This window comes from Rahnella inusitata (genome assembly GCF_003263515.1).
Taxonomy (GTDB): domain Bacteria; phylum Pseudomonadota; class Gammaproteobacteria; order Enterobacterales; family Enterobacteriaceae; genus Rahnella; species Rahnella inusitata.
The window spans coordinates 84,268-103,941 of the sequence record NZ_JYDE01000013.1; the positions used below are offsets into that span (position 1 = coordinate 84,268).

The window sequence follows — 19,674 nt, forward strand, 5'->3', positions numbered from 1 at the left end:
TGCATGAAATAGATATTTTATCGCAACCGTGTATCACGGCATACTGAGGGAAATAGACACGATCTCACCTGACGGAAAACCTTATGCCACGCGCCCTGAACGACACCACTACCGCGCTTAACGCCGAAAATTTACTGGCTCTTACCCAACAGTTTGGCTGCCCGGTCTGGGCATATGATGCGGAAATCATCAAAGCGCGCATTGCGCAGCTGCGTCAATTCGACGTCATCCGTTTTGCGCAAAAAGCCTGTTCGAATATTCACATTCTGCGCCTGATGCGCGAGCAGGGCGTGAAGGTGGACTCTGTTTCTCTGGGTGAAATCGAACGCGCGCTGGTGGCCGGTTTTATTCCGGGCCGCGAGCAGAGTGAAATTGTCTTTACCGCCGACGTAATGGATCAGCCGACGCTTGAACGCGTAACCGCGCTGGATATCCCGGTCAATGCCGGTTCCATCGACATGCTGAGCCAGATTGGGCAGCAGAAAACCGGACATCCGGTGTGGCTGCGTGTGAATCCGGGCTTCGGCCACGGCCACAGCCAGAAAACCAATACCGGCGGCGAAAACAGTAAACACGGGATCTGGTATGCCGATTTACCGCAGGCGCTGGCAGAAATCGGCCGTTACGGCCTGAAACTGGTTGGGATCCACATGCACATCGGATCCGGCGTGGATTATGGTCATCTGGAGCAGGTGTGTGATGCGATGGTGCGTCAGGTGATTGAAACCGGACAGGATATTGAAGCGATTTCCGCCGGTGGTGGCTTGTCGATTCCGTACCATTTTGAGGAAGAGTCCATTGATACTGGCCATTACTTTGGTCTTTGGAACCGCGCCCGCGAGCAAATCGCCGCGCATCTGGGGCATGACGTAAAACTGGAAATCGAACCGGGACGCTTCCTGGTGGCGGAATCCGGCGTTCTGGTGGCACAAATCCGTGCGGTGAAAAATATGGGCAGCCGTCACTTTGTGCTGTGCGACGCAGGTTTCAACGATTTGATGCGCCCGGCGATGTACGGCAGCTATCACCACATTTCGCTGTTACCGGCCGATGGCCGCGAGCTTGTTGGGCAACCGCTGACGGATTCGGTAATCGCTGGCCCGTTGTGTGAATCCGGCGATGTCTTTACCCAGCAGGCAGGCGGAGGCGTCGAAACTTTCCCGCTGCCACCGGTTAACATCGGCGATTATCTGGTATTCCACGATACCGGCGCGTATGGCGCATCTATGTCATCCAACTACAACAGCCGTCCGCTCTTGCCGGAAGTGTTGTTTGAGAATGGCGTACCGCGTGTAATTCGTCGCAGACAGACGGTGGAAGAGCTGCTAGCTCTGGAGCTGTAATTTTTTTGCTCCCTCCCCGGTAAAGGGGAGAGTTGGGGTGGGTATTACAACAAAATCATACGGTTGACGTTTATTTTGGTCGCCGTTTTGCCATTAACACCCCCTCCCGGCCTCCCCCTTCACAGGGGGAGGAGCAAGAGCCAAACCTAAAAAAACGGAAGGCTCCTTCTCTTCGCGGGGAAGGCACTTACTTATCAAACATTTCCTTTCTCAGTAACACGATCTCTTCGGCCAGTTCGCGGCACAGCATGGCGGTCATCAGGTGATCCTGTGAATGCACCATGATCAAGTTCACCGGTATTTTGCCCACGCCTTCATCCAGGCCAATCAGCTGTGTCTGCACTTTGTGCGCCACGCGCGCCGCGTCGTCGGATGCTTTGAGCATCGCATCGGCTTCTGCCCACTCTCTTTTACGCGCATGCTGAATCGCCATCATCGCGTTGGATCGTGCTTCTCCGGCGTTGATCAATAACTCCATCACCGTTTGTTCCAGATCGAATTCCATCGAAAACTCCAAATTGGTATACCAGAAAAGTGTGAATTCATCATATTGGAATTCCAATATTCACATGTGAGAACGCTGTCACAGAAATTAATTCTCATTCCGCTATTTTTTGGCATGCCACATTTTGCTTTATGAACGAAATAAAGCGGAATGCGGGCCGACAGGATCACTCTCAGAAACGGAATCTGGCTCTACTTCGCGCGGCACCTTTTCTTCCAGCGGTATAAAAGGTCAATGCGAAACAAACACCTGTACAGCTTTACACAAAATTAAAAGAGGTGGTGTCATGTCATTTAAAGACCGTTTTATCGATTCTCTCGGGGGATTCGCCAACACCTTCAATAGCTACCGATACATTATGGCTATCAAGGCGGCTTTTATCACATTAATGCCCGTCATTATTGTGGGGGCATTCTCAGTTTTAATTTCTAACATGGTGATGGATCCGAAAAACGGATTAGCACACTTTGAAATGTTGTCGTGGCTGGCCACGCTCAAACCGATCATGAGCAGTATTAACTACGCCACGCTGAGTTTCCTGACTATTGGTGCCGTCTTCTTAATCGGTATTGAATTAGGCAGAATCAATGGTTCGCGTTCATTATTTCCGGGCCTGCTGGCGGTCATTTGTTTTATTGCCGTGACACCCACCACTGTCGATATGATGGTGAATGGTCAGATGCAGGAAGTCAAAGACGTGCTGGCGAAGCAATTCTCCGATACCAAAAGTCTGTTCCTCGGAATGTTTATTGCGATCCTGTCCGTGGAGATTTATTCCAAACTCGAAAGCTATAGCGGCCTGCGAATTAAGATGCCGGAAAGTGTGCCGCCAAATGTCTCAGCGTCGTTCTCGGCGTTAATTCCCGCCATTATTACCGTGGTGATTATTGCCACCTTCGGATTTGTGTTCCATCAGGTCACCGGCATGTATCTGTACGATGCGGTGTATCAGGTGATCCAGCGTCCGCTGGAATCCGTGATGCAAAGCCTGCCGGGCATTCTGCTGCTGATGTTTGTCGCGCAACTGTTCTGGGTGATCGGCATTCACGGTAATCAGATGATCAAACCTATCCGCGAACCGCTGTTGCTGGGCGCGATCATGGTCAACATGACGGCGTTCGAGCAGGGGCATGAAGTGCCGAACATCATCACCATGCCGTTCTGGGATGTGTATATGAGCATTGGCGGCTCCGGCTGCACCATCGGTTTGTTGCTGGCCGTGATGCTCGCCACCCGCCGTAAAGAAATGCGCGAAATCTCCAAATTGTCGCTCGGGCCAAGCGTGTTCAACATCAACGAGCCCGTGATTTTCGGTATGCCGATCATGCTCAACCCGATCCTGGCTATCCCGTTCATCATCACGCCGCTCATCACCGGCACCATCGGTTACTTCGCCACCAGCCTCGGCTTTGCCGGACGCGCCGTGGTCATGGTGCCGTGGACCACACCGCCTATCATCAATGCCTGGCTTTCCACCGCCGGTTCGATGGGCGCGGTCATTACCCAAGCCGGATGCATCGTGGTGTCAGTGCTGATTTATCTGCCGTTTGTGAAAGTGGCCTCGCGCCGCGCCGAACAGGCACAGCTTGAGGCGATGCAGAAGAAACAGGCTGCAACGGCCTGAAGCGCACAAAATTATTCGGATAAAAGAGGACTGTTATGAGCAAGGTTTCCATCGCCATTCCTGACGGATTTATCCTCGGTGCCGCGGCTTCCGCGTGGCAGACCGAGGGCTGGAGCGGCAAGAAAAACGGGCAGGATTCGTATCTGGATCTCTGGTACAAAAACAGCCGTCACGTCTGGCACAACGGCTACGGCCCGGCGAAAGCCACGGATTTCATTCACCGTTACAAAGAAGACGTGGCGCTGATGAAAGCCAGCGGGCTGAGCCATTACCGCACGTCGATCAACTGGTCGCGTTTTCTCACCGATTATGAACTGGGTACCGTCGATGAGGAGTATGCCGCTTACATCGACTCGCTGCTCGACGAGATGAAACTACAGGGCATCGCGCCGATGCTGTGCCTTGAGCACTATGAACTTCCGGCCTATCTGATTGAAAAATATGATGGCTGGAGCTCGAAAAAAGTTGTCGAACTGTTCGTGCTGTACGCCGAAAAAGTGTTTGAGCGCTTCGCCCATAAAGTCGACCGCTGGTTTACGTTCAACGAACCGGTGGTGGTGCAAACCCGCGTGTATCTGGATGCCATCCGCTGGCCTTTCGAGCAGAACACGGCGAAATGGATGCAGTGGAATCACCACAAAGTGCTGGCGACCGCCAAAGTCGTCGAGCTGTTTTACCGCAAAGGCTATAACGCGGCGGGCACCATAGGTGTGATCCTCAATCCGGAAGTCACCTACGCCCGTTCGACTGCGCAGCACGATCAGAAGGCGGCGCACTTATACGATTTGTTCTATAACCGCGTGTTTTTAGATCCTATGATCAAAGGTGAGTATCCGCAGGAGTTGCTGGAATTACTCGAAAAGCATGGCGTTGATTTTGATTATTCCGAACAGGAACTGGCGATCATCCGAAATAATACCGTGGATGAAGTGGGGATAAATCTGTATTACCCACACCGCGTGAAAGCGCCGTCCCGCGAATGGAATAAAGAGACGCCATTCCATCCGGCTTACTATTACGAACATTTTGAATTACCGGGGCGGCGGATGAATAAATCCCGCGGCTGGGAAATTTATCCGCGTGTAGTGTATGACATGGCGATGCGCATTAAATCGGAATACGACAATATTCCGTGGTTCGTGGCCGAGAACGGTATGGGTATCGAAAATGAAGGCCAGTTCCGCGATGCTGCTACCGGTGAAATTCAGGATGATTACCGCATTGAATTTATCGCGGAACATCTTTACTGGACGTTAAAAGCGCGGGAAGACGGCGCGAATTGTCAGGGATATATGCTGTGGGCGTTTACCGATAACGTCTCACCGATGAATGCCTTTAAAAATCGCTACGGGTTGATTGAAATTGATCTCGATGACAACCGGAATCGTCATCAGAAGAAATCATCTCGCTGGTTTAAATCGCTCAGTGAAAATGGCGTGTTGTCTTTGACGCTGGACGACGAAGATAAATAACCCGAGGAAACACTATGAAACGTATCGTTTTAGCCTGTTCGGCAGGGATGTCCACTTCCCTTGTGGTCACCAAAATGGAAAAAGAAGCCGCCGCCCGTGGCCTGGAATTTCAGATCTACGCGATCCCGGAAAATAATCTGCGTGATGAACTCGAAGCCTATGGTCGCGATATTCAGGTGGTGCTGTTAGGGCCGCAGGTGAGATTCAAACTGGCAGAAAATAAAAAGCTGACCGATGAACACAATATTCCGATCGATGTCATTGATATGATGGCTTACGGAACGCTCAATGGTGCGAAAGTGCTTGATCAGGCATTAAGTCTGATAAAGTAATCCGTCATACTTCCGGCTGCAGGTGCGTGGTTCATGAGCCTGCAGCCCGAATTATTTTGGATTTTCATTTTTGTTTTTGCAGCAAGGTGAGCGTGTGGAAAAAGGTGTGGTTTCGCAGGACAGAAAACAGTATCAGGAAATCGGGCATGACCTGCGTGAGCAAATCAAGCAAGGGCAGTTTGCCGTGGGCTCCCGTCTGCCGCCTGAGCGCAATATGGCAGAAACCTATGGCGTCAGCCGGACTATCGTGCGCGAAGCGTTGCTGATGCTGGAGCTCGAAGGCACGGTGGATATCCGCCAGGGCTCGGGCGTATATGTGATCCGCATTCCTTCGCAGGAAGAGGGCGAAGATGAACTGATGTATCAGGGGCAGATTGGCCCGTTTGAGATTTTACAGGCGCGGCAGTTACTCGAAAGCAATATTGCCGCGTTTGCCGCCAAAATGGCGACCAAGTCTGATATCGAAAATCTGCGCCGCACGCTGGAGCAGGAACAAACCGCCATCGTGGCTAACGATGAGAGTGGCGACAATGACCGCCTGTTTCACCTGCTAATTGCCGGCGCGACACAAAACCAGATGCTGCTCGATTCGGTCAAAAATATCTGGATGCACCGCGACTCCAGTCCGCTGTGGAAACAGTTACACAGCCATATTGCCACGCGTGGATATCGTCTGAAATGGCTGGCTGATCATCAGAATATTTTGGCCGCGCTGCGCCGCCGCGACGTGATGGGATCCTATCAGGCGATGTGGCAGCACATGGAAAACGTGAAAAATACCCTGATGGAACTTTCCGACGTTGATGCGCCGGAGTTCGATGGCTATCTGTTTGAATCCGTGCCGATTTTTCAGGGAAAAATGGTCTGAACGCGATGAAAATCATCAACCTCAGCGCGCGGCCAGAGTTTAAAGAACAGGTGACCGACTGGCTGTGGCAGGCGTTCGGCAGCGAAAACAGCCGCGATTTTTTTGCCAGCGTGGTGCAAAGCAGCCTGTCGGGGGCAGATCTTCCGCAGACTTTTATTGCGCTGGAAGGTGAACGGCTGGCGGGGACGGTGGGTTTATGGCGCTGCGATTTGGTAAGCCGTCAGGATCTCACGCCGTGGCTGGCGGCGCTGTACGTCGATAAGGATTACCGCTCGCGCGGGTTGGGGCAGCAGTTGCAGGAGTTTCTTCAGGAGCACAGCCGCCGCAGCGGCTTTTCCGAACTCTATCTTTACGCCGAATTCACCGGCTATTACGAACGTTTTGGCTGGCGCTATATTGGCGATGCGCTGGACTATCCTGATAAGCCAGTTCGCGTTTACAAAAAGTCTTTTAGCTGACCGCCGGCCCGCTCACTGAGTGACGTCGTACCAGCGTAGGGCTGAACATGTGGGTGGTTTCCGGCAACGGCTGACCATTCGCCAACGCCAACGCCAGCTGCGCCGCCTGATTCGCCATCGCCACGACCGGATAACGCACCGTGGTCAGACGCGGGCGCAGATAGCGGGAAATCAGCACATCATCAAAGCCTATCAGCGAGATTTCGCCCGGCACATCAATACTGTTATCACTGAGCACCGATAAGGCACCGGCGGCCATGGAGTCGTTGTAGCAGGTGACCGCCGTGAAGCCTTTCCCCAGCCCCAGTAAATCTGCCATGGCTTTCTCGCCCCCGATTTCATCAGGTTCGGCGTAGGCGATGAGTTTGTCATCCACCGGGATATTATTCTCCGTCAGCGCGTCGATATAGCCTTGCAGACGATCGCTGGCGTCCGAAATACCGTGGTTGGAGCACAGGATGGCAATGCGTTTATGCCCGGCCTGAATCAGATGGCGGGTCGCCAGCCAGGAACCGTAACGGTCATCAAGCGCGATACAGCGCTGTTCGAAGCCAGGCAGCGTGCGGTTAATCAGCACCATGCCCGGAATTTGCTGCATCAGGCTGGTCAGTTCTTCTTCCGGCAGCATTTTGGCGTGAACCACCAGCGCCGCACAGCGGTGGCGGATCAACTGCTCAATCGCCTGACGCTCTTTTTCAACGTTGTGGTAGCCGTTGCCGATCAGCAGGAAATTGCCGGTCGCATACGCCACCTGTTCCACCGCTTTGACCATCGCGCCAAAGAACGGGTCGGAGACGTCAGCGACGATCAGCCCCAGCGTTTCGGTCGCCTGTTGGGCAAGCGCGCGGGCGTTGGCATTCGGGTGATATTGCAGATGTTGCATGGCGCTCTGAACCGCTTCCCGCGAGCTTTCGCTGGCCTTCGGGGAATGATTTATCACGCGTGAAACGGTCGCAACCGATACGCCTGCCAGTTTTGCTACATCCTTAATCGTTGCCATAACACTTCCGCTATTCCGTGAGGGTAATCGTTTACACCGCCAGTCTTGCGGAAAAGACAGGTGGCTGCAAGGATGACGATCGCAACTTTTTGATGCAAGTGCTGAAACGACGAGTTTTAACTTCATAACACGCTGACAGCGGGAGTTTTGCAAACGCCGCCTGACCCGAGAATTCTATTTATCATTATTTGTGCTTTGAGTTTCCGCCTGTGTGAGTGGTATTTTTATGGTCAAACACCTGCGCTGAGAAAATAAAAAACATGTCGATAAAACGCTATCCGCAACTGGCTCACTGGGGCGCATACACCGCCGTCGTAGAAGATGGACGGTTGATCCGCTGCGAACCCTATTCTGCGGATGCCGATCCTTCGCCCTTACTCGATTCCATCGTGCCGCTGGTCTATTCCGATAAACGGATCCGTAAACCGGCGGTGCGTCGTTCATGGCTGCAAAAACGCGAAAACAGCGATCGCTCGCTGCGGGGTCGCGAAGATTTTGTTGAAGTGGACTGGGATGTGGCGCTGGATCTGGTCGCGCAAGAGAACCGCCGCGTGCGCGACCGTTATGGCGCGTCCGGCATTTTCAACGGCTCTTATGGCTGGTCTTCCGCTGGTCGCCTGCATCATGCCCGTTCGCTGGTGCGCCGTTTCTATTTCACCGGTGGCGGCGGCGTGGATCAGTTAGGCAACTACAGCTGGGGCTCGGCGCAGTTTTTCCTACCTTATGTAATCGGCACTTTCACACCGCTGACCGGCCGTGTGACCTCCTGGCCGAGCGTGGTTGAACACGCTGAAATCCTGCTGGCCTTCGGTGGTCTCGCGCTGAAAAATGCGCAGGTGGCCTCCGGCGGCGCAGTGGAACATACTCTTAAACCGGCGCTGGAACAGCTGGCGAAGAAAGGCACGCGGGTCATCAACATCAGTCCGATGCGCGATGACTGCCCGGAATTCCTTAACGCCGAATGGATCCCGATCCGCCCGAATACCGATGCGGCGCTGATGATGGCCATCGCCTATGAAATTCAGCGCAAAGAAGCGCAGGACGATGCCTTCCTCGCCAGCCACTGCGTGGGGTATCCGCAACTGGCCGCCTATCTGCGCGGTGAGAAAGACGGCGTAGCGAAAACGCCTGACTGGGCGAGTCACATCACCGGCATTCCGGCTGAGCGCATCGCGCGTCTGGCCGATGATCTGATCGGTGTGCGCAGTTTTATCACCTGTTCGTATTCCGTGCAGCGCGCCCACCGCGGTGAGCAGCCTTACTGGATGATGATTGCTATTTCAGCGATGCTCGGACAGGTCGGCCTGCCGGGGGGCGGCTTCTCATTCGGCCACGGTTCAATGAACAGCGTCGGCAACCCGCGTTATGACACGCCGGGTCCTGCGGTCAGTGCGGGGCCGAATCCTTCCGGCCTGGCGATCCCGGTTGCGCGCATCAGCGACATGCTGCTCAATCCTGGGCAGCCCTATGAGTTTCAGGGCGAAACACAGTATTATCCGGATATCCATCTGGTGCACTGGGCGGGCGGCAATCCTTTCCACCATCATCAGCAGTTAAACCGTCTGGTAGAGGGCTGGCAGAAGCCGGATACCATCATTGTGCAGGATAACGTCTGGACACCGGCCGCGCAGATGGCGGATATCGTGCTGCCAGCCACCACTTCGCTCGAACGTAATGATATCGGCGGATCCTCACGTGACCGCTTCGTGCTGGCGATGCATCAGGCGATTGCACCCCAGCATCAGGCGCGTAACGATTTTGATATCTTCGCCGATATCGCCGACCGTCTGGGTTATCGCGAGCAGTTCACGCAGGGGCGCAATGAAGATCAGTGGCTGCGCCATATTTACCGCCAGTGCGGTGAAGCGCAGAAAGGCACGAACGTGGATTGGCCGGACTTTGAATCCTTCTGGGAACGCGGTTTTGTGGAGCTGCCGATGCCGGAAAAAGATTTTGTGTTTTTCGAGGAGTTCCGGAAAAGCCCACGCGCGAACCCGCTGGGTACGCACAGTGGTAAGATCGAACTGTTCTCGGAAACCATCGCCGGATACGGTTATGCCGATTTCGCACCGCATCCGGAATGGCAACCGCCGGTGGAATGGCTGGGCGCTGAGACGGCAAAGGAGTGGCCGCTGCATCTGATTTCCATCCAGCCGAAAGACCGTCTGCACAGCCAGCTCGATCAGTCGCCGCTGGCACAATCGAACAAGACTGCCGGAAAAGAAACGCTGTTTATGCACCCCGAGGACGCGGCCAGCCGCCAGCTGAACGACGGCGATCGTGTCAAAGTGCATAATGCGCGCGGCAGCTGTCTGGCCGGTGTGTCATTCAACGACGGGATCACCCGCGGTGTGGTGCTGATGTCCACCGGTGCGTGGTTTAATCCGGGCTTCGGCGCCAAATGGCAGGAGACGGAACAGGCCGGGAACCCGAATGTGCTTACGCTCGATATCGGTACTTCGCGTTTAACGCAGGGGCCTAATGCCATGAGTTGCCTGGTTGAAGTGACGCAATCAGCACTAAATGATTAAAACCGGGAGCATTTTCACCACTCGTTACACTTTGCGGAATTATGTTTCGATTGCCTGCTGGCTGTGATTACCACAAACCAGATAGATTGAACGTCCCAGAGGTATTGATTGGTGAATCATCAACGTGCTCTGCATGTTGATACCGATTAAATTTGCACCAACCTACGCGGATGCGTAGGTTTTTTTTTGCCTCAATGCTGACAACTGGCTCAGCGTCTTCCTAAACTCACTCCTGACTGTCGTCATTACTCAGCGGCTTATAGTATGCTGTTTCCCCAACCTTTTTCTTTCAGGATCAGGGATGACACATAAGGAGATGGCAAACATGTATAACTTTCTTTTCGCCGCGTTCAGGTGGCTGTTCCGCATCGCGTTCAGGGTTACTGTGACACCGGCGAAATCCTCATTTGATTACCCGCGTTTACTGCTGACACCCAACCATGTTTCTTTTATTGACGGCATGCTGCTGGTGCTTTTCCTGCCGGTCAAACCCGTATTTGCAGTCTATTCCAACATCACTGATACCTGGTTTATGCGTTGGCTGAAGCCGTATGTGGACTTCATGCCGCTGGATCCGACCAAGCCGATGGCAATTAAACATCTGATCCGCGAAGTGGAGAAGGGGCGCCCGGTCGTCGTCTTTCCTGAAGGGCGTATCACGGTCACCGGTTCATTAATGAAAATTTACGACGGCGCAGCCTTTGTGGCGGCGAAGTCTCAGGCGACGGTCATCCCGGTGCGCATCGACGGCGCTGAATACACGCCGTTTGGCCGCCTGTTCGGCAGCTTTAAAATCCGCTGGTTCCCGAAAATCACCATCAACGTTCTTCCCCCGGTGACGATCCCGATGCCGGATGCACCGCGCTCGCGTGAACGCCGGATACTGGCCGGTGAGCAGTTGCATAAAGTGATGATGCAGGCGCGCATGGCGACCCGCGAGCCACAAACGTTGTATGAAGCGCTGCTGTCTGCGCAAACGCGTTATGGCAGACGCAAAAAATGCATCGCCGATATCGCGTTTAAAGAAGATACCTATCAGGGACTGCTGAAAAAATGCCTTGGCGTGAGCCGGATCCTGCAACGGTTCACCCGCGAAGGGGAACATGTCGGGATGTTGTTGCCCAATGCCACCATCATGGCGGCGGCGCTGTTTGGCGCCTCGATGCGTAACCGCATTCCGGCGCTGCTCAACTACACCGCCGGGGCGAAAGGTCTGCAAAGTGCGATGAAAGCGGCGCAGATCAAAACCATCATCACCTCCCGCCAGTTCCTTGAGAAAGGGAAGCTGACCCATCTGCCTGAGAACGTGCCGGAAGCCAACTGGGTGTATCTGGAAGATTTGAAGGACACGGTTACCACGCAAGACAAGCTGTGGATCTTGTTCCACCTGATCTTCCCGCGTGGCGCGATGCTGCCGCAAAAGGCCGACGACGCCGCGCTGGTGCTGTTCACCTCAGGCTCCGAAGGTAATCCGAAAGGCGTGGTGCATTCACACGCCAGCCTGCTGGCCAACGTCGAACAGATCCGCACCGTCGCGGACTTCACGCCGCGTGACCGTTTCATGTCCTCGCTGCCGCTGTTCCACGCCTTCGGTCTGACTGTCGGCCTGTTAACGCCACTGCTGACCGGTGCGCGCGTGTTCCTTTACCCGAGCCCGCTGCATTACCGCATTGTGCCTGAGCTGGTGTACGACCAGAACTGTACCGTGCTGTTTGGCACCTCGACCTTCCTTGGCAACTACGCCCGCTTTGCTCATCCTTATGATTTTGCCCGGTTGCGTTATGTGGTGGCCGGTGCGGAGAAACTGGCAGAAAGCACCAAGGAAGTCTGGCAGAACAAATTTGGTATCCGCATTCTTGAAGGCTACGGCGTGACCGAATGTGCGCCGGTGGTGGCGATCAACGTACCGATGGCGACGAAGATAAACACCGTCGGGAAGATTTTACCGGGCATGGAGGCGCGTCTGATTAATGTGCCGGGCATCGAAGAAGGCGGACGCCTTCAACTGCGCGGCCCGAACATCATGAAAGGCTATCTGCGCGTCGAAAATCCGGGCGTACTCGAAACGCCGCAGGCTGAAAATGCCGAAGGCGAAATGCAGGCGGGCTGGTACGACACCGGCGATATCGTCACGCTCGATGAAAAAGGATTCTGCGCCATTCGTGGCCGTGTGAAGCGTTTTGCCAAACTGGCCGGTGAGATGGTATCGCTGGAAAGTGTGGAGCAGCTGGCGATTAAAGCCTCGCCTGACGGCCAGCATGCCGCGACGTCACGCAGCGACAGCAGTAAAGGTGAAGCACTGGTGCTGTTTACTACCGACGCAGAACTTCGTCGCGATGCGCTGAGCAAGGCGGCGCGCGATCTGGGGCTGCCTGAACTCGCCGTACCGCGTGATATTCGCGTGGTCAAAGCCCTGCCATTGCTCGGCAGCGGTAAACCTGATTTTGTCACCCTGCGCGAAATGGCAGAAAAACCGGAGACTGAGGCATGAGTAAACCTTTAGCGGCGGCATCGCCGCTGATGTCAAAAAGCATGACGGCGGTGATCGTGGCGCAGTTTTTATCTGCCTTCGGCGATAACGCGCTGCTGTTCGCTGCGCTGGCGCTTATCAAACAACAGCTCTACCCGGACTGGAGCCAGCCGGTTTTGCAGATGGCGTTTGTCGCGACCTACATCATTCTCGCGCCGTTTGTGGGGCAGTTCGCCGACAGCTTCTCTAAAGGTCGTGTGATGATGGTCGCGAACCTGCTGAAACTCGGCGGTGCGGCGGTGATTTGCGCCGGTCTGAATCCGTTCCTCGGCTATACGCTGGTGGGCATTGGCGCTGCCGCCTATTCGCCAGCCAAGTACGGCATTCTGGGTGAAATCGCCAGCGGCGAGCAGCTGGTTAAAGCCAACGGCCTGATGGAGGCATCGACGATTGCCGCCATCCTGCTCGGCTCTGTGGCGGGTGGCGCACTGGCTGACTGGAATATTCTTGCGGCGTTGGGCATCTGCGTACTGGCGTATGGCGCTGCCGTGGCAGCCAACTGGTTTATTCCAAAACTGACCCCTGCGCGCGCCGGACAGTCCTGGCATCCGGCTAAAATGACGCGGACGTTTTTCTCGGCGTGTAAAACGCTGTGGAATGATGGTGAAACCCGCTTCTCGCTGGTGGGCACCAGTCTTTTCTGGGGCGCGGGCGTCACGCTGCGTTTCCTGCTGGTGCTTTGGGTACCGGTGGCTTTAGGGATCACCGATAACAAAACTCCGACGCTGTTGAACGCAATGGTGGCTATCGGGATTGTCTTCGGGGCCGGTGCCGCCGCGAAGTTAATCCGTCTCGAAACCGTCAAACGCTGCCTGCCTGCGGGCGTGGCGATTGGTATCGCCGTGGTAGTCTTCGCGCTGCAAACCAGCATGTTGAGCTCGTATATCGTCCTGGTGGTGGTGGGTATTCTCGGTGGCTTCTTCGTCGTGCCGCTGAACGCGCTGTTACAGCATCGCGGCAAAGCCTCTGTCGGTGCCGGTAACGCGATTGCGGTGCAAAACCTTGGCGAGAACACTGCGATGCTGCTGATGCTCGGCCTGTATTCACTGGTGGTAATGGCAGGTGCGCCGGTGGTGGCGATTGGGATCGGCTTCGGCGTGGTCTTCGCGCTGGCCATTACCGCGCTGTGGATCTGGCAGATTATGCAAAAGCGCCGTCAGGTCTGAGACATTCCTGCGCTCTTTGAAAAATGAAGGGCATCTGAAAAAACGAAAGGGCGCTCAGCGCCCTTTTTTAATGTCTGTAATCTGTGGTTACGGTGCAGGAATGGTGAAGCGCTTGTGGATGTTTTCCAGCTCGCCCATGATTTCGGCATCCAGTGTCAGATCCTGACTGTCGATGTTGATCTTCAGTTGTTCCAGCGTGGTCGCGCCCAAAAGTGTGCTGGCAACGAACGGCTGCTGACGCACGAAGGCCAGCGCCATCTGCGAAGGATCCAGATTGTGTTTCTTCGCCAATGCCACGTATTCCGCCACTGCGCCTTCAGCCTGTGGTGACGAATACCGGGTGAAGCGGCTAAACAGCGTATTACGCGCGTTAGCCGGTTTCGCGCCGTTCAGGTATTTCCCGCTCAGCGTACCGAACGCCAGGCTGGAATAGGCCAGCAGTTCGACGCCCTCGTACTGGCTGATTTCCGCCAGACCGATTTCGAAACTGCGGTTCAGCAGGCTGTACGGGTTTTGAATGGAAACGATGCGCGGCAGATCGTGTTTCTCGGCCAGTTGCAGATAACGCATCACGCCCCATGGAGTTTCATTTGAAACGCCAATGTAGCGGATTTTACCGGCCCGAACCTGTTCGTTCAGCGCTTCCAGCGTTTCCAGCAGCGTCACCGGAGATTGCTCTTCGGTGTACTGATAGCCCAGTTTGCCGAAGAAATTGGCCTGACGTTGTGGCCAGTGCAACTGATAGAGATCCAGATAATCAGTATTCAGACGTGTCAGGCTGGCATCCAGCGCCGCGCGGATATTTTTACGATCCAGCATCTGCGCCGGACGAATCGCATTATCGCTGCCACGGGAAGGGCCGGAGACTTTGCTCGCCAGTACGATCTTTTCGCGATTACCACGGGCCTTCAACCAGCTGCCGATATAGCTTTCCGTCAGACCCTGAGTTTCCGGGCGTGGCGGAACAGGATACATCTCTGCGGTATCAATCAGATTGATGCCCGCTGCAACGGCGTAATCGAGTTGCTGATGGGCGTCGGCTTCGCTGTTTTGCTCACCAAAAGTCATGGTGCCAAGACCCAGTAAGCTCACTTCTAAAGAACTGTGGGGTATACGGTGATATTGCATTGCCGGTCTTCCTTTCTTCTGAGAATGTCAGGCTGATAGAAAAAGTGCCTTATCTGACTATATACAAGGGAATCATCAGGTGGAAGTGGCAGAGAGTGCCGGTAATCAGAGAGGGCGGGGGAGGCGTTGAAAGAGCCAGTCCAAAACCGGCTCTTATCGGTGGGCACGGATCTGACTTAGCGTTCCATCACCTGGCTGACATTGTCGTTGTTGATCTGACGCTCGTTGCCCTGTTCGTCGGTGTAGCTTAACAGGCCGGTGGATTTATCCAGCTTCGGTTTGCCGTCGGTCAGGATCATATTGCCGTCTTTGGTTGAAATCACATAATCACTGGCGCAGCCTGCAAGCCCGAATACCAGCAGCGCGGCGCTGGTCATCATCAACATTTTCTTCATCATTGTTATCATTCCTTGTGTGTGCACGACGTTTTAGAAAGTCCGAAATGACTCTGTCCGGACATAATCACATTCTATCGTAGCAAAGCCTTTAAAAAGTGGCACAAAAGGTGCCTGAAATTTTTTTAAATGATGACATCAGAGCAGAAAATGTCGGGCCAGCAGCGCGCCGGTAAAGCGTTTTTTCAGATAGAAGCCGCGTGGCAGCGTCAGGATCGGCTGACCGAATTCACCGATCGCTTCGGTTAACGCTTTGCTGTTAGCCGCTTTCGGGCGCAGTTGCAGGAATTCCCCGTGGCGCGCAGTAATGCTTTCAACTTTGCCCAGTACGATCAAATCCATCAACTCTTCCCAGTCCTGACGCAACTGTTCATCTTCTTCTTTGGAAGGCTGCCACAATAAAGGTGCGCCAATATGGCGCTCTGAAAGCGGGATCTGACGCTCGCCTTCAACCGGGATCCACAGCACCCGTGCCAGTTTATGGCGAACATGGCTGCTTTCCCAGGTCACGCCGCTATTGCCGGTTAACGGCGCAACGCAGACGAATGTGGTTTCCAGCGGCTTACCGTGCGAATCAATGGGGATAGTTTTTAGCTCAATGCCAATATCGGCGAAATCCTGCTCAGGCTTACTGCCTGCAATCGCGCCAAGATAGACTTCCAATAACATTCCCACCCAGCCTTTTTCTCGTTTGAGATTGGCCGGGATCGGCAATCCTGCACGTGCAGCCAGCTCGCCTAAGGTGTGACCTGCCAGTGACTGCGCGCGGTGCAGCAGCTCATCTTCGTGACGGGGCGGTTCAGTTGCGGGTAACGGAATAGACATAAAAAACAACACTCATGAATTTAGGTTAATTTTTAACCTCACCCTGCGTAATGCAGTGCATAAAAAGTTATACCCGTGAGATGGATGAATAATAGCATGATTTAATTTGGTTTTTTTTAGGCTTCTGGCCGGTTTATCACAAGCCGTTTTTAGGTTGACCACCTGTTGAAGGCGACAATGAACAGGATCTTCCCCCTACTTATCCACAGATTTCTTGGATAACCCTGGATAAATCCGATCACTGGTTCGATTTACAGGCTTGACGGACAGGGTTTTATCCAATTTCTACCCCGTCGACGTCAACTTTTAGACGATCGCTGTGGATAAAAACGTCATTGGTGGATCTTTCACCAGATCATGTCTGCGCGTGACGTGCCTCACTTTTTTAGGGGGTTGATAACGCGGTTTATCGGTCGTAACTTAATGCTTTATATGTCTTTTATAAATATTAATTTTCGCGCCTGGGATAAGTTCACGAGAGTTTTACCCTGCTTACTCTTAAGTTCTGCACACATCTATCCACAGAAAAAGTGAATAAAATCGCGAGCCCTGACCTGAATCTGTTTATAACTTTGCCAATTAGTGAAAGTTATCCCATTTTTATTCGTGCGGATCAGCGCTATCCAGTGGTTTACCGCCTGTTGGTAGTGTGAAACAATCAGAACATCTATGATTTTAAGCTATTGAGGTAGTCCGGTGATCGATGATGATGGCTACCGCCCGAATGTTGGTATCGTAATCTGTGACAAGCAGGGCCAGGTGTTATGGGCCAGACGATACGGTCAGCACTCCTGGCAGTTTCCTCAGGGAGGCATTAATCCGGGAGAAACCGCTGAGCAGGCAATGTACCGCGAGCTGTTTGAAGAAGTGGGTCTGGGCCGCAAAGATGTCCGTATTCTGGCGTCGACCCGCAACTGGTTACGTTATAAATTGCCAAAACGTTTGGTGCGTTGGGACACAAAGCCGGTTTGTATCGGCCAAAAGCAAAAATGGTTCTTGCTGCAACTGATGTGTAACGATGCTGATATCAATATGCAGCGCAGCAGTACGCCTGAATTTGATGGCTGGCGTTGGGTGAGTTTCTGGTATCCGGTTCGTCAGGTGGTGTCATTTAAGCGCGATGTGTATCGTCGCGTGATGAAAGAGTTTTCGACCACTATTATGCCGATGCAGGAAATTTCCCTTCCCAAGACATCGCCCGCTTACCGTCGTAAAAGAGGCTAAGTCGCGAAGAGATGCTCACGCGTTTGCGAGAAATTGTTGAAAAGGTAGCAATGGCGGCCAGCCTGAATGATGCGCTGGACGTACTGGTCAATGAAACCTGCCTGGCGATGGACACCGAAGTGTGTTCCGTTTATCTCGCTGACAATGACCGTCGTTGTTATTACCTGATGGCGACGCGAGGTTTGAAAAAACCTCGCGGGCGTACTATTACGCTCGCGTTTGATCAGGGGATCGTCGGTCTGGTAGGCCGGCTGGCAGAACCTATCAACCTCGCCGACGCGCAGAGTCATCCCAGCTTTAAATACATTCCCGCCGTAAAAGAAGATCTTTTCCGATCCTTCTTAGGCGTGCCGATCATTCACCGTCGTCAGCTACTCGGCGTGCTGGTCATTCAGCAGCGCGAACATCGACAGTTCGACGAAAGTGAAGAATCTTTTTTAGTCACGTTAGCGACTCAGCTGGCGGCGATCCTTTCACAGGCCCAGCTGAACGTGCTGTATGGCCGATTTCGCCAGACCCGCGTCCGCGCGCTGGCGGCTTCGCCGGGTGTCGCCATCGGTATTGGCTGGCAGGACAGTTCGCAGCCATCACTTGAACACGTCTATATGGCGTCTACGCTCGATACGGTGCGTGAACGCGAGCGGCTGACCCGTGCGCTTGAAGATGCCGGTGCAGAGTTCCGCCGTTTCAGTAAACGGTTTACCGCCAGTGCACAAAAAGAAAGTGCCGCAATTTTCGACCTCTATTCACACCTGCTTAACGACGCCCGTCTTAAGCGCGAACTGTTTGCGCAGATCGATCAGGGTGCCGTTGCTGAATGGGCGGTGAAAAAGGTTGTTGAAGAATTTGCTGCGCAGTTTGCCAGCCTGCAGGATACCTACCTGCGAGAGCGCGGCAGCGATTTGCGTGCACTTGGTCAGCGGCTGGTTTTCCATCTCGATGACACTATTCAGGGCAATACACAGTGGCCGGAGCGTTTTATTCTGGTCGCAGATGAACTGACCGCAACGCTTCTGGCCGAAGTTCCGCAGGACCGGCTGGCGGGCGTGGTGGTGCGCGACGGTGCGGCGAACTCCCACGCGGCCATTCTGGTGCGCGCGATGGGCGTGCCGACCATTATGGGCGCGGATATTCAGCCTGCGCTACTCAGCCAGCGGCAACTGATTGTTGATGGCTATCGCGGCGAGCTGCTGATCGACCCGGAACCGGTGCTGGTCGCAGAATATAAGCGTCTCATCAGCGAAGAAATGGAGCTGAGCCAACGCGCAGAGGATGATGTTGATCAGCCTGCGGCGCTGAAAAGCGGCGAAAGAGTGAAGGTGATGCTCAATGCAGGTCTGAGCGCCGATCACGAAAAACTGTTCGGCAGTCGCGTGGACGGCGTCGGGCTGTATCGCACTGAAATTCCATTCATGCTGCAAAGCGGTTTCCCTTCCGAAGAGGAGCAGGTGGCGCAGTATCAGGGCATGTTGCAGCTGTTCCCGCAAAAACCGGTGACACTGCGAACGTTGGATATCGGCTCTGACAAACAGCTGCCATACATGCCGATCAGCGAGGAAAACCCTTGTCTGGGTTGGCGTGGGATTCGTATTACGCTCGATCAGCCGGAAATTTTTTTGATTCAGGTGCGCGCCATGCTGCGTGCCAATGCGGCGACAGGGAATCTCGGTATCTTGCTGCCGATGGTCACCAGCCTCGAAGAGATTGATGAAGCACGCCGTCTGATAGACCGCGCCGGACGTGAAGTGCAGGAGCAGCTCGGTTACGAACTGCCGCGCACGCGTATCGGGGTGATGATTGAAGTGCCGTCGATGATCTTTATGCTGCCGGCTCTCGCCGGAAGAGTGGAGTTTATCTCGGTTGGTACCAACGATTTAACTCAGTATCTGCTGGCGGTTGACCGCAACAACACCCGCGTTGCCGGGCTTTATGACAGCTTACATCCGGCGATGTTGCGGGTGCTCAAGCAGATAATTACCAGCGCTGAAGCGATCGGGCTGGACGTCAGCCTCTGTGGTGAAATGGCGGGCGACCCGATGGGCGCACTGCTGCTGACCGGCATGGGTTACCGTAACCTGAGCATGAACGGGCGCAGCGTGGCGCGCGTAAAATATTTGCTGCGCCGCATCGACCTGATGGATGCCGAAGAACTTGCCAGCCGGGTTTTGCAGGCACATTTCACTACGGATGTTCGTCATATGACGGCAGCATTTATGGAAAGGCGCGGTCTGGGCGGCCTGATTCGCGGCGGCAAATAGGACTCAGGCGCGGTA

16 protein-coding genes are annotated in these 19,674 nt (G+C 54.2%); 11 read left to right on the forward strand and 5 right to left on the reverse strand.

Translation table 11 applies throughout. From position 1 onward, the window contains the following. The first annotated feature begins 83 nt into the window (after positions 1 to 83). Positions 84 to 1,343 (forward strand): diaminopimelate decarboxylase, encoded by a 1,260-nt coding sequence (gene lysA / locus TU92_RS07805; protein ID WP_112165925.1) that lies wholly within the window; start codon positions 84 to 86, stop codon positions 1,341 to 1,343. A 187-nt stretch (positions 1,344 to 1,530) separates the two neighbouring features. Here the strand turns inward: lysA and TU92_RS07810 are convergent, their stop codons facing one another. Beyond that, positions 1,531 to 1,848, reverse strand: a complete 318-nt coding sequence (locus TU92_RS07810; RefSeq protein ID WP_112165926.1) for a PTS lactose/cellobiose transporter subunit IIA — start codon at positions 1,846 to 1,848, stop codon at positions 1,531 to 1,533. Positions 1,849 to 2,134: 286 nt separating this feature from the next. On the opposite strand from TU92_RS07810, the gene TU92_RS07815 reads away from it, so the two are divergent. The 5 genes from TU92_RS07815 to TU92_RS07835 all read left to right on the forward strand — a co-directional run bounded on the left by TU92_RS07815 (position 2,135) and on the right by TU92_RS07835 (position 6,602). After that, positions 2,135 to 3,472 (forward strand): PTS sugar transporter subunit IIC, encoded by a 1,338-nt coding sequence (locus TU92_RS07815; RefSeq protein ID WP_112165928.1) that lies wholly within the window; start codon positions 2,135 to 2,137, stop codon positions 3,470 to 3,472. 35 nt (positions 3,473 to 3,507) lie between these two features. Continuing rightward, entirely contained in the window at positions 3,508 to 4,944 is a 1,437-nt protein-coding gene (locus tag TU92_RS07820; RefSeq protein WP_112165930.1) for a glycoside hydrolase family 1 protein, read from the forward strand. Positions 4,945 to 4,958: 14 nt separating this feature from the next. Further along, positions 4,959 to 5,276, forward strand: coding sequence for a PTS sugar transporter subunit IIB (locus tag TU92_RS07825; RefSeq protein ID WP_112165932.1), 318 nt, complete (start codon positions 4,959 to 4,961; stop codon positions 5,274 to 5,276). Positions 5,277 to 5,370: 94 nt separating this feature from the next. After that, on the forward strand, positions 5,371 to 6,144 hold the full coding sequence (locus TU92_RS07830; RefSeq protein ID WP_112165934.1) for an FCD domain-containing protein: 774 nt from the start codon (positions 5,371 to 5,373) through the stop codon (positions 6,142 to 6,144). Positions 6,145 to 6,149: 5 nt separating this feature from the next. Then, positions 6,150 to 6,602: a GNAT family N-acetyltransferase gene (locus tag TU92_RS07835; protein ID WP_112165936.1), complete on the forward strand. Its 453-nt coding sequence runs from the start codon at positions 6,150 to 6,152 to the stop codon at positions 6,600 to 6,602. Here the strand turns inward: TU92_RS07835 and galR are convergent. Then, positions 6,595 to 7,602: an HTH-type transcriptional regulator GalR gene (galR, locus tag TU92_RS07840; RefSeq protein ID WP_112165938.1), complete on the reverse strand. Its 1,008-nt coding sequence runs from the start codon at positions 7,600 to 7,602 to the stop codon at positions 6,595 to 6,597. The genes TU92_RS07835 and galR overlap by 8 nt on opposite strands. Positions 7,603 to 7,862: 260 nt before the next feature. Here galR and TU92_RS07845 point away from each other — a divergent pair, with 260 nt between their 5' ends. The 3 genes from TU92_RS07845 (at position 7,863) to lplT (ending at position 13,829) form a co-directional block, all read left to right on the forward strand. Beyond that, entirely contained in the window at positions 7,863 to 10,133 is a 2,271-nt protein-coding gene (locus tag TU92_RS07845; RefSeq protein WP_112165940.1) for a molybdopterin guanine dinucleotide-containing S/N-oxide reductase, read from the forward strand. A gap of 325 nt (positions 10,134 to 10,458) precedes the next feature. Further along, complete coding sequence (aas, locus tag TU92_RS07850) at positions 10,459 to 12,624, forward strand: bifunctional acyl-ACP--phospholipid O-acyltransferase/long-chain-fatty-acid--ACP ligase (protein WP_112165942.1); 2,166 nt, start codon at positions 10,459 to 10,461, stop codon at positions 12,622 to 12,624. After that, positions 12,621 to 13,829, forward strand: a complete 1,209-nt coding sequence (lplT, locus tag TU92_RS07855) for a lysophospholipid transporter LplT (RefSeq protein WP_112165944.1) — start codon at positions 12,621 to 12,623, stop codon at positions 13,827 to 13,829. The genes aas and lplT overlap by 4 nt, the downstream gene beginning before the upstream one ends. An 87-nt stretch (positions 13,830 to 13,916) precedes the next feature. Here lplT and TU92_RS07860 read toward each other — a convergent pair whose 3' ends face one another. The 3 genes from TU92_RS07860 to mutH all read right to left on the reverse strand — a co-directional run bounded on the left by TU92_RS07860 (position 13,917) and on the right by mutH (position 16,177). Next, the gene (locus TU92_RS07860) at positions 13,917 to 14,957 is read right to left on the reverse strand and encodes an NADP(H)-dependent aldo-keto reductase (RefSeq protein WP_112165946.1); all 1,041 of its coding nucleotides are present in this window, start codon (positions 14,955 to 14,957) and stop codon (positions 13,917 to 13,919) included. Between the two features lie 176 nt (positions 14,958 to 15,133). Beyond that, a complete protein-coding gene (locus tag TU92_RS07865) occupies positions 15,134 to 15,352 on the reverse strand; it encodes a YgdI/YgdR family lipoprotein (protein WP_112165973.1) in 219 nt (72 codons plus the stop codon). Positions 15,353 to 15,490: 138 nt separating this feature from the next. Beyond that, the gene (gene mutH, locus TU92_RS07870) at positions 15,491 to 16,177 is read right to left on the reverse strand and encodes a DNA mismatch repair endonuclease MutH (RefSeq protein ID WP_112165947.1); all 687 of its coding nucleotides are present in this window, start codon (positions 16,175 to 16,177) and stop codon (positions 15,491 to 15,493) included. 696 nt (positions 16,178 to 16,873) lie between these two features. Between mutH and rppH the strand changes: the two genes are divergently transcribed. Together rppH and ptsP are read left to right on the forward strand one after the other, a co-directional pair. Beyond that, a complete protein-coding gene (rppH, locus tag TU92_RS07880; RefSeq protein ID WP_112165949.1) occupies positions 16,874 to 17,401 on the forward strand; it encodes an RNA pyrophosphohydrolase in 528 nt (175 codons plus the stop codon). 11 nt (positions 17,402 to 17,412) lie between these two features. Continuing rightward, positions 17,413 to 19,659, forward strand: coding sequence for a phosphoenolpyruvate--protein phosphotransferase (gene ptsP, locus TU92_RS07885; RefSeq protein ID WP_112165951.1), 2,247 nt, complete (start codon positions 17,413 to 17,415; stop codon positions 19,657 to 19,659). The last annotated feature ends 15 nt before the right edge of the window (positions 19,660 to 19,674 follow it).

Excerpts from the sequence above, each read along its gene's own strand:
- lysA (WP_112165925.1), top strand. The coding sequence starts at position 84 with ATGCCACGCGCCCTGAACGACACCACTACCGCGCTTAACGCCGAAAAT.
- TU92_RS07810 (WP_112165926.1), bottom strand. The coding sequence starts at position 1,848 with ATGGAATTCGATCTGGAACAAACGGTGATGGAGTTATTGATCAACGCC.
- TU92_RS07815 (WP_112165928.1), top strand. The coding sequence starts at position 2,135 with ATGTCATTTAAAGACCGTTTTATCGATTCTCTCGGGGGATTCGCCAAC.
- TU92_RS07820 (WP_112165930.1), top strand. The coding sequence starts at position 3,508 with ATGAGCAAGGTTTCCATCGCCATTCCTGACGGATTTATCCTCGGTGCC.
- TU92_RS07825 (WP_112165932.1), top strand. The coding sequence starts at position 4,959 with ATGAAACGTATCGTTTTAGCCTGTTCGGCAGGGATGTCCACTTCCCTT.
- TU92_RS07835 (WP_112165936.1), top strand. The coding sequence starts at position 6,150 with ATGAAAATCATCAACCTCAGCGCGCGGCCAGAGTTTAAAGAACAGGTG.
- galR (WP_112165938.1), bottom strand. The coding sequence starts at position 7,602 with ATGGCAACGATTAAGGATGTAGCAAAACTGGCAGGCGTATCGGTTGCG.
- TU92_RS07845 (WP_112165940.1), top strand. The coding sequence starts at position 7,863 with ATGTCGATAAAACGCTATCCGCAACTGGCTCACTGGGGCGCATACACC.
- aas (WP_112165942.1), top strand. The coding sequence starts at position 10,459 with ATGTATAACTTTCTTTTCGCCGCGTTCAGGTGGCTGTTCCGCATCGCG.
- lplT (WP_112165944.1), top strand. The coding sequence starts at position 12,621 with ATGAGTAAACCTTTAGCGGCGGCATCGCCGCTGATGTCAAAAAGCATG.
- TU92_RS07860 (WP_112165946.1), bottom strand. The coding sequence starts at position 14,957 with ATGCAATATCACCGTATACCCCACAGTTCTTTAGAAGTGAGCTTACTG.
- TU92_RS07865 (WP_112165973.1), bottom strand. The coding sequence starts at position 15,352 with ATGAAGAAAATGTTGATGATGACCAGCGCCGCGCTGCTGGTATTCGGG.
- mutH (WP_112165947.1), bottom strand. The coding sequence starts at position 16,177 with ATGTCTATTCCGTTACCCGCAACTGAACCGCCCCGTCACGAAGATGAG.
- ptsP (WP_112165951.1), top strand. The coding sequence starts at position 17,413 with ATGCTCACGCGTTTGCGAGAAATTGTTGAAAAGGTAGCAATGGCGGCC.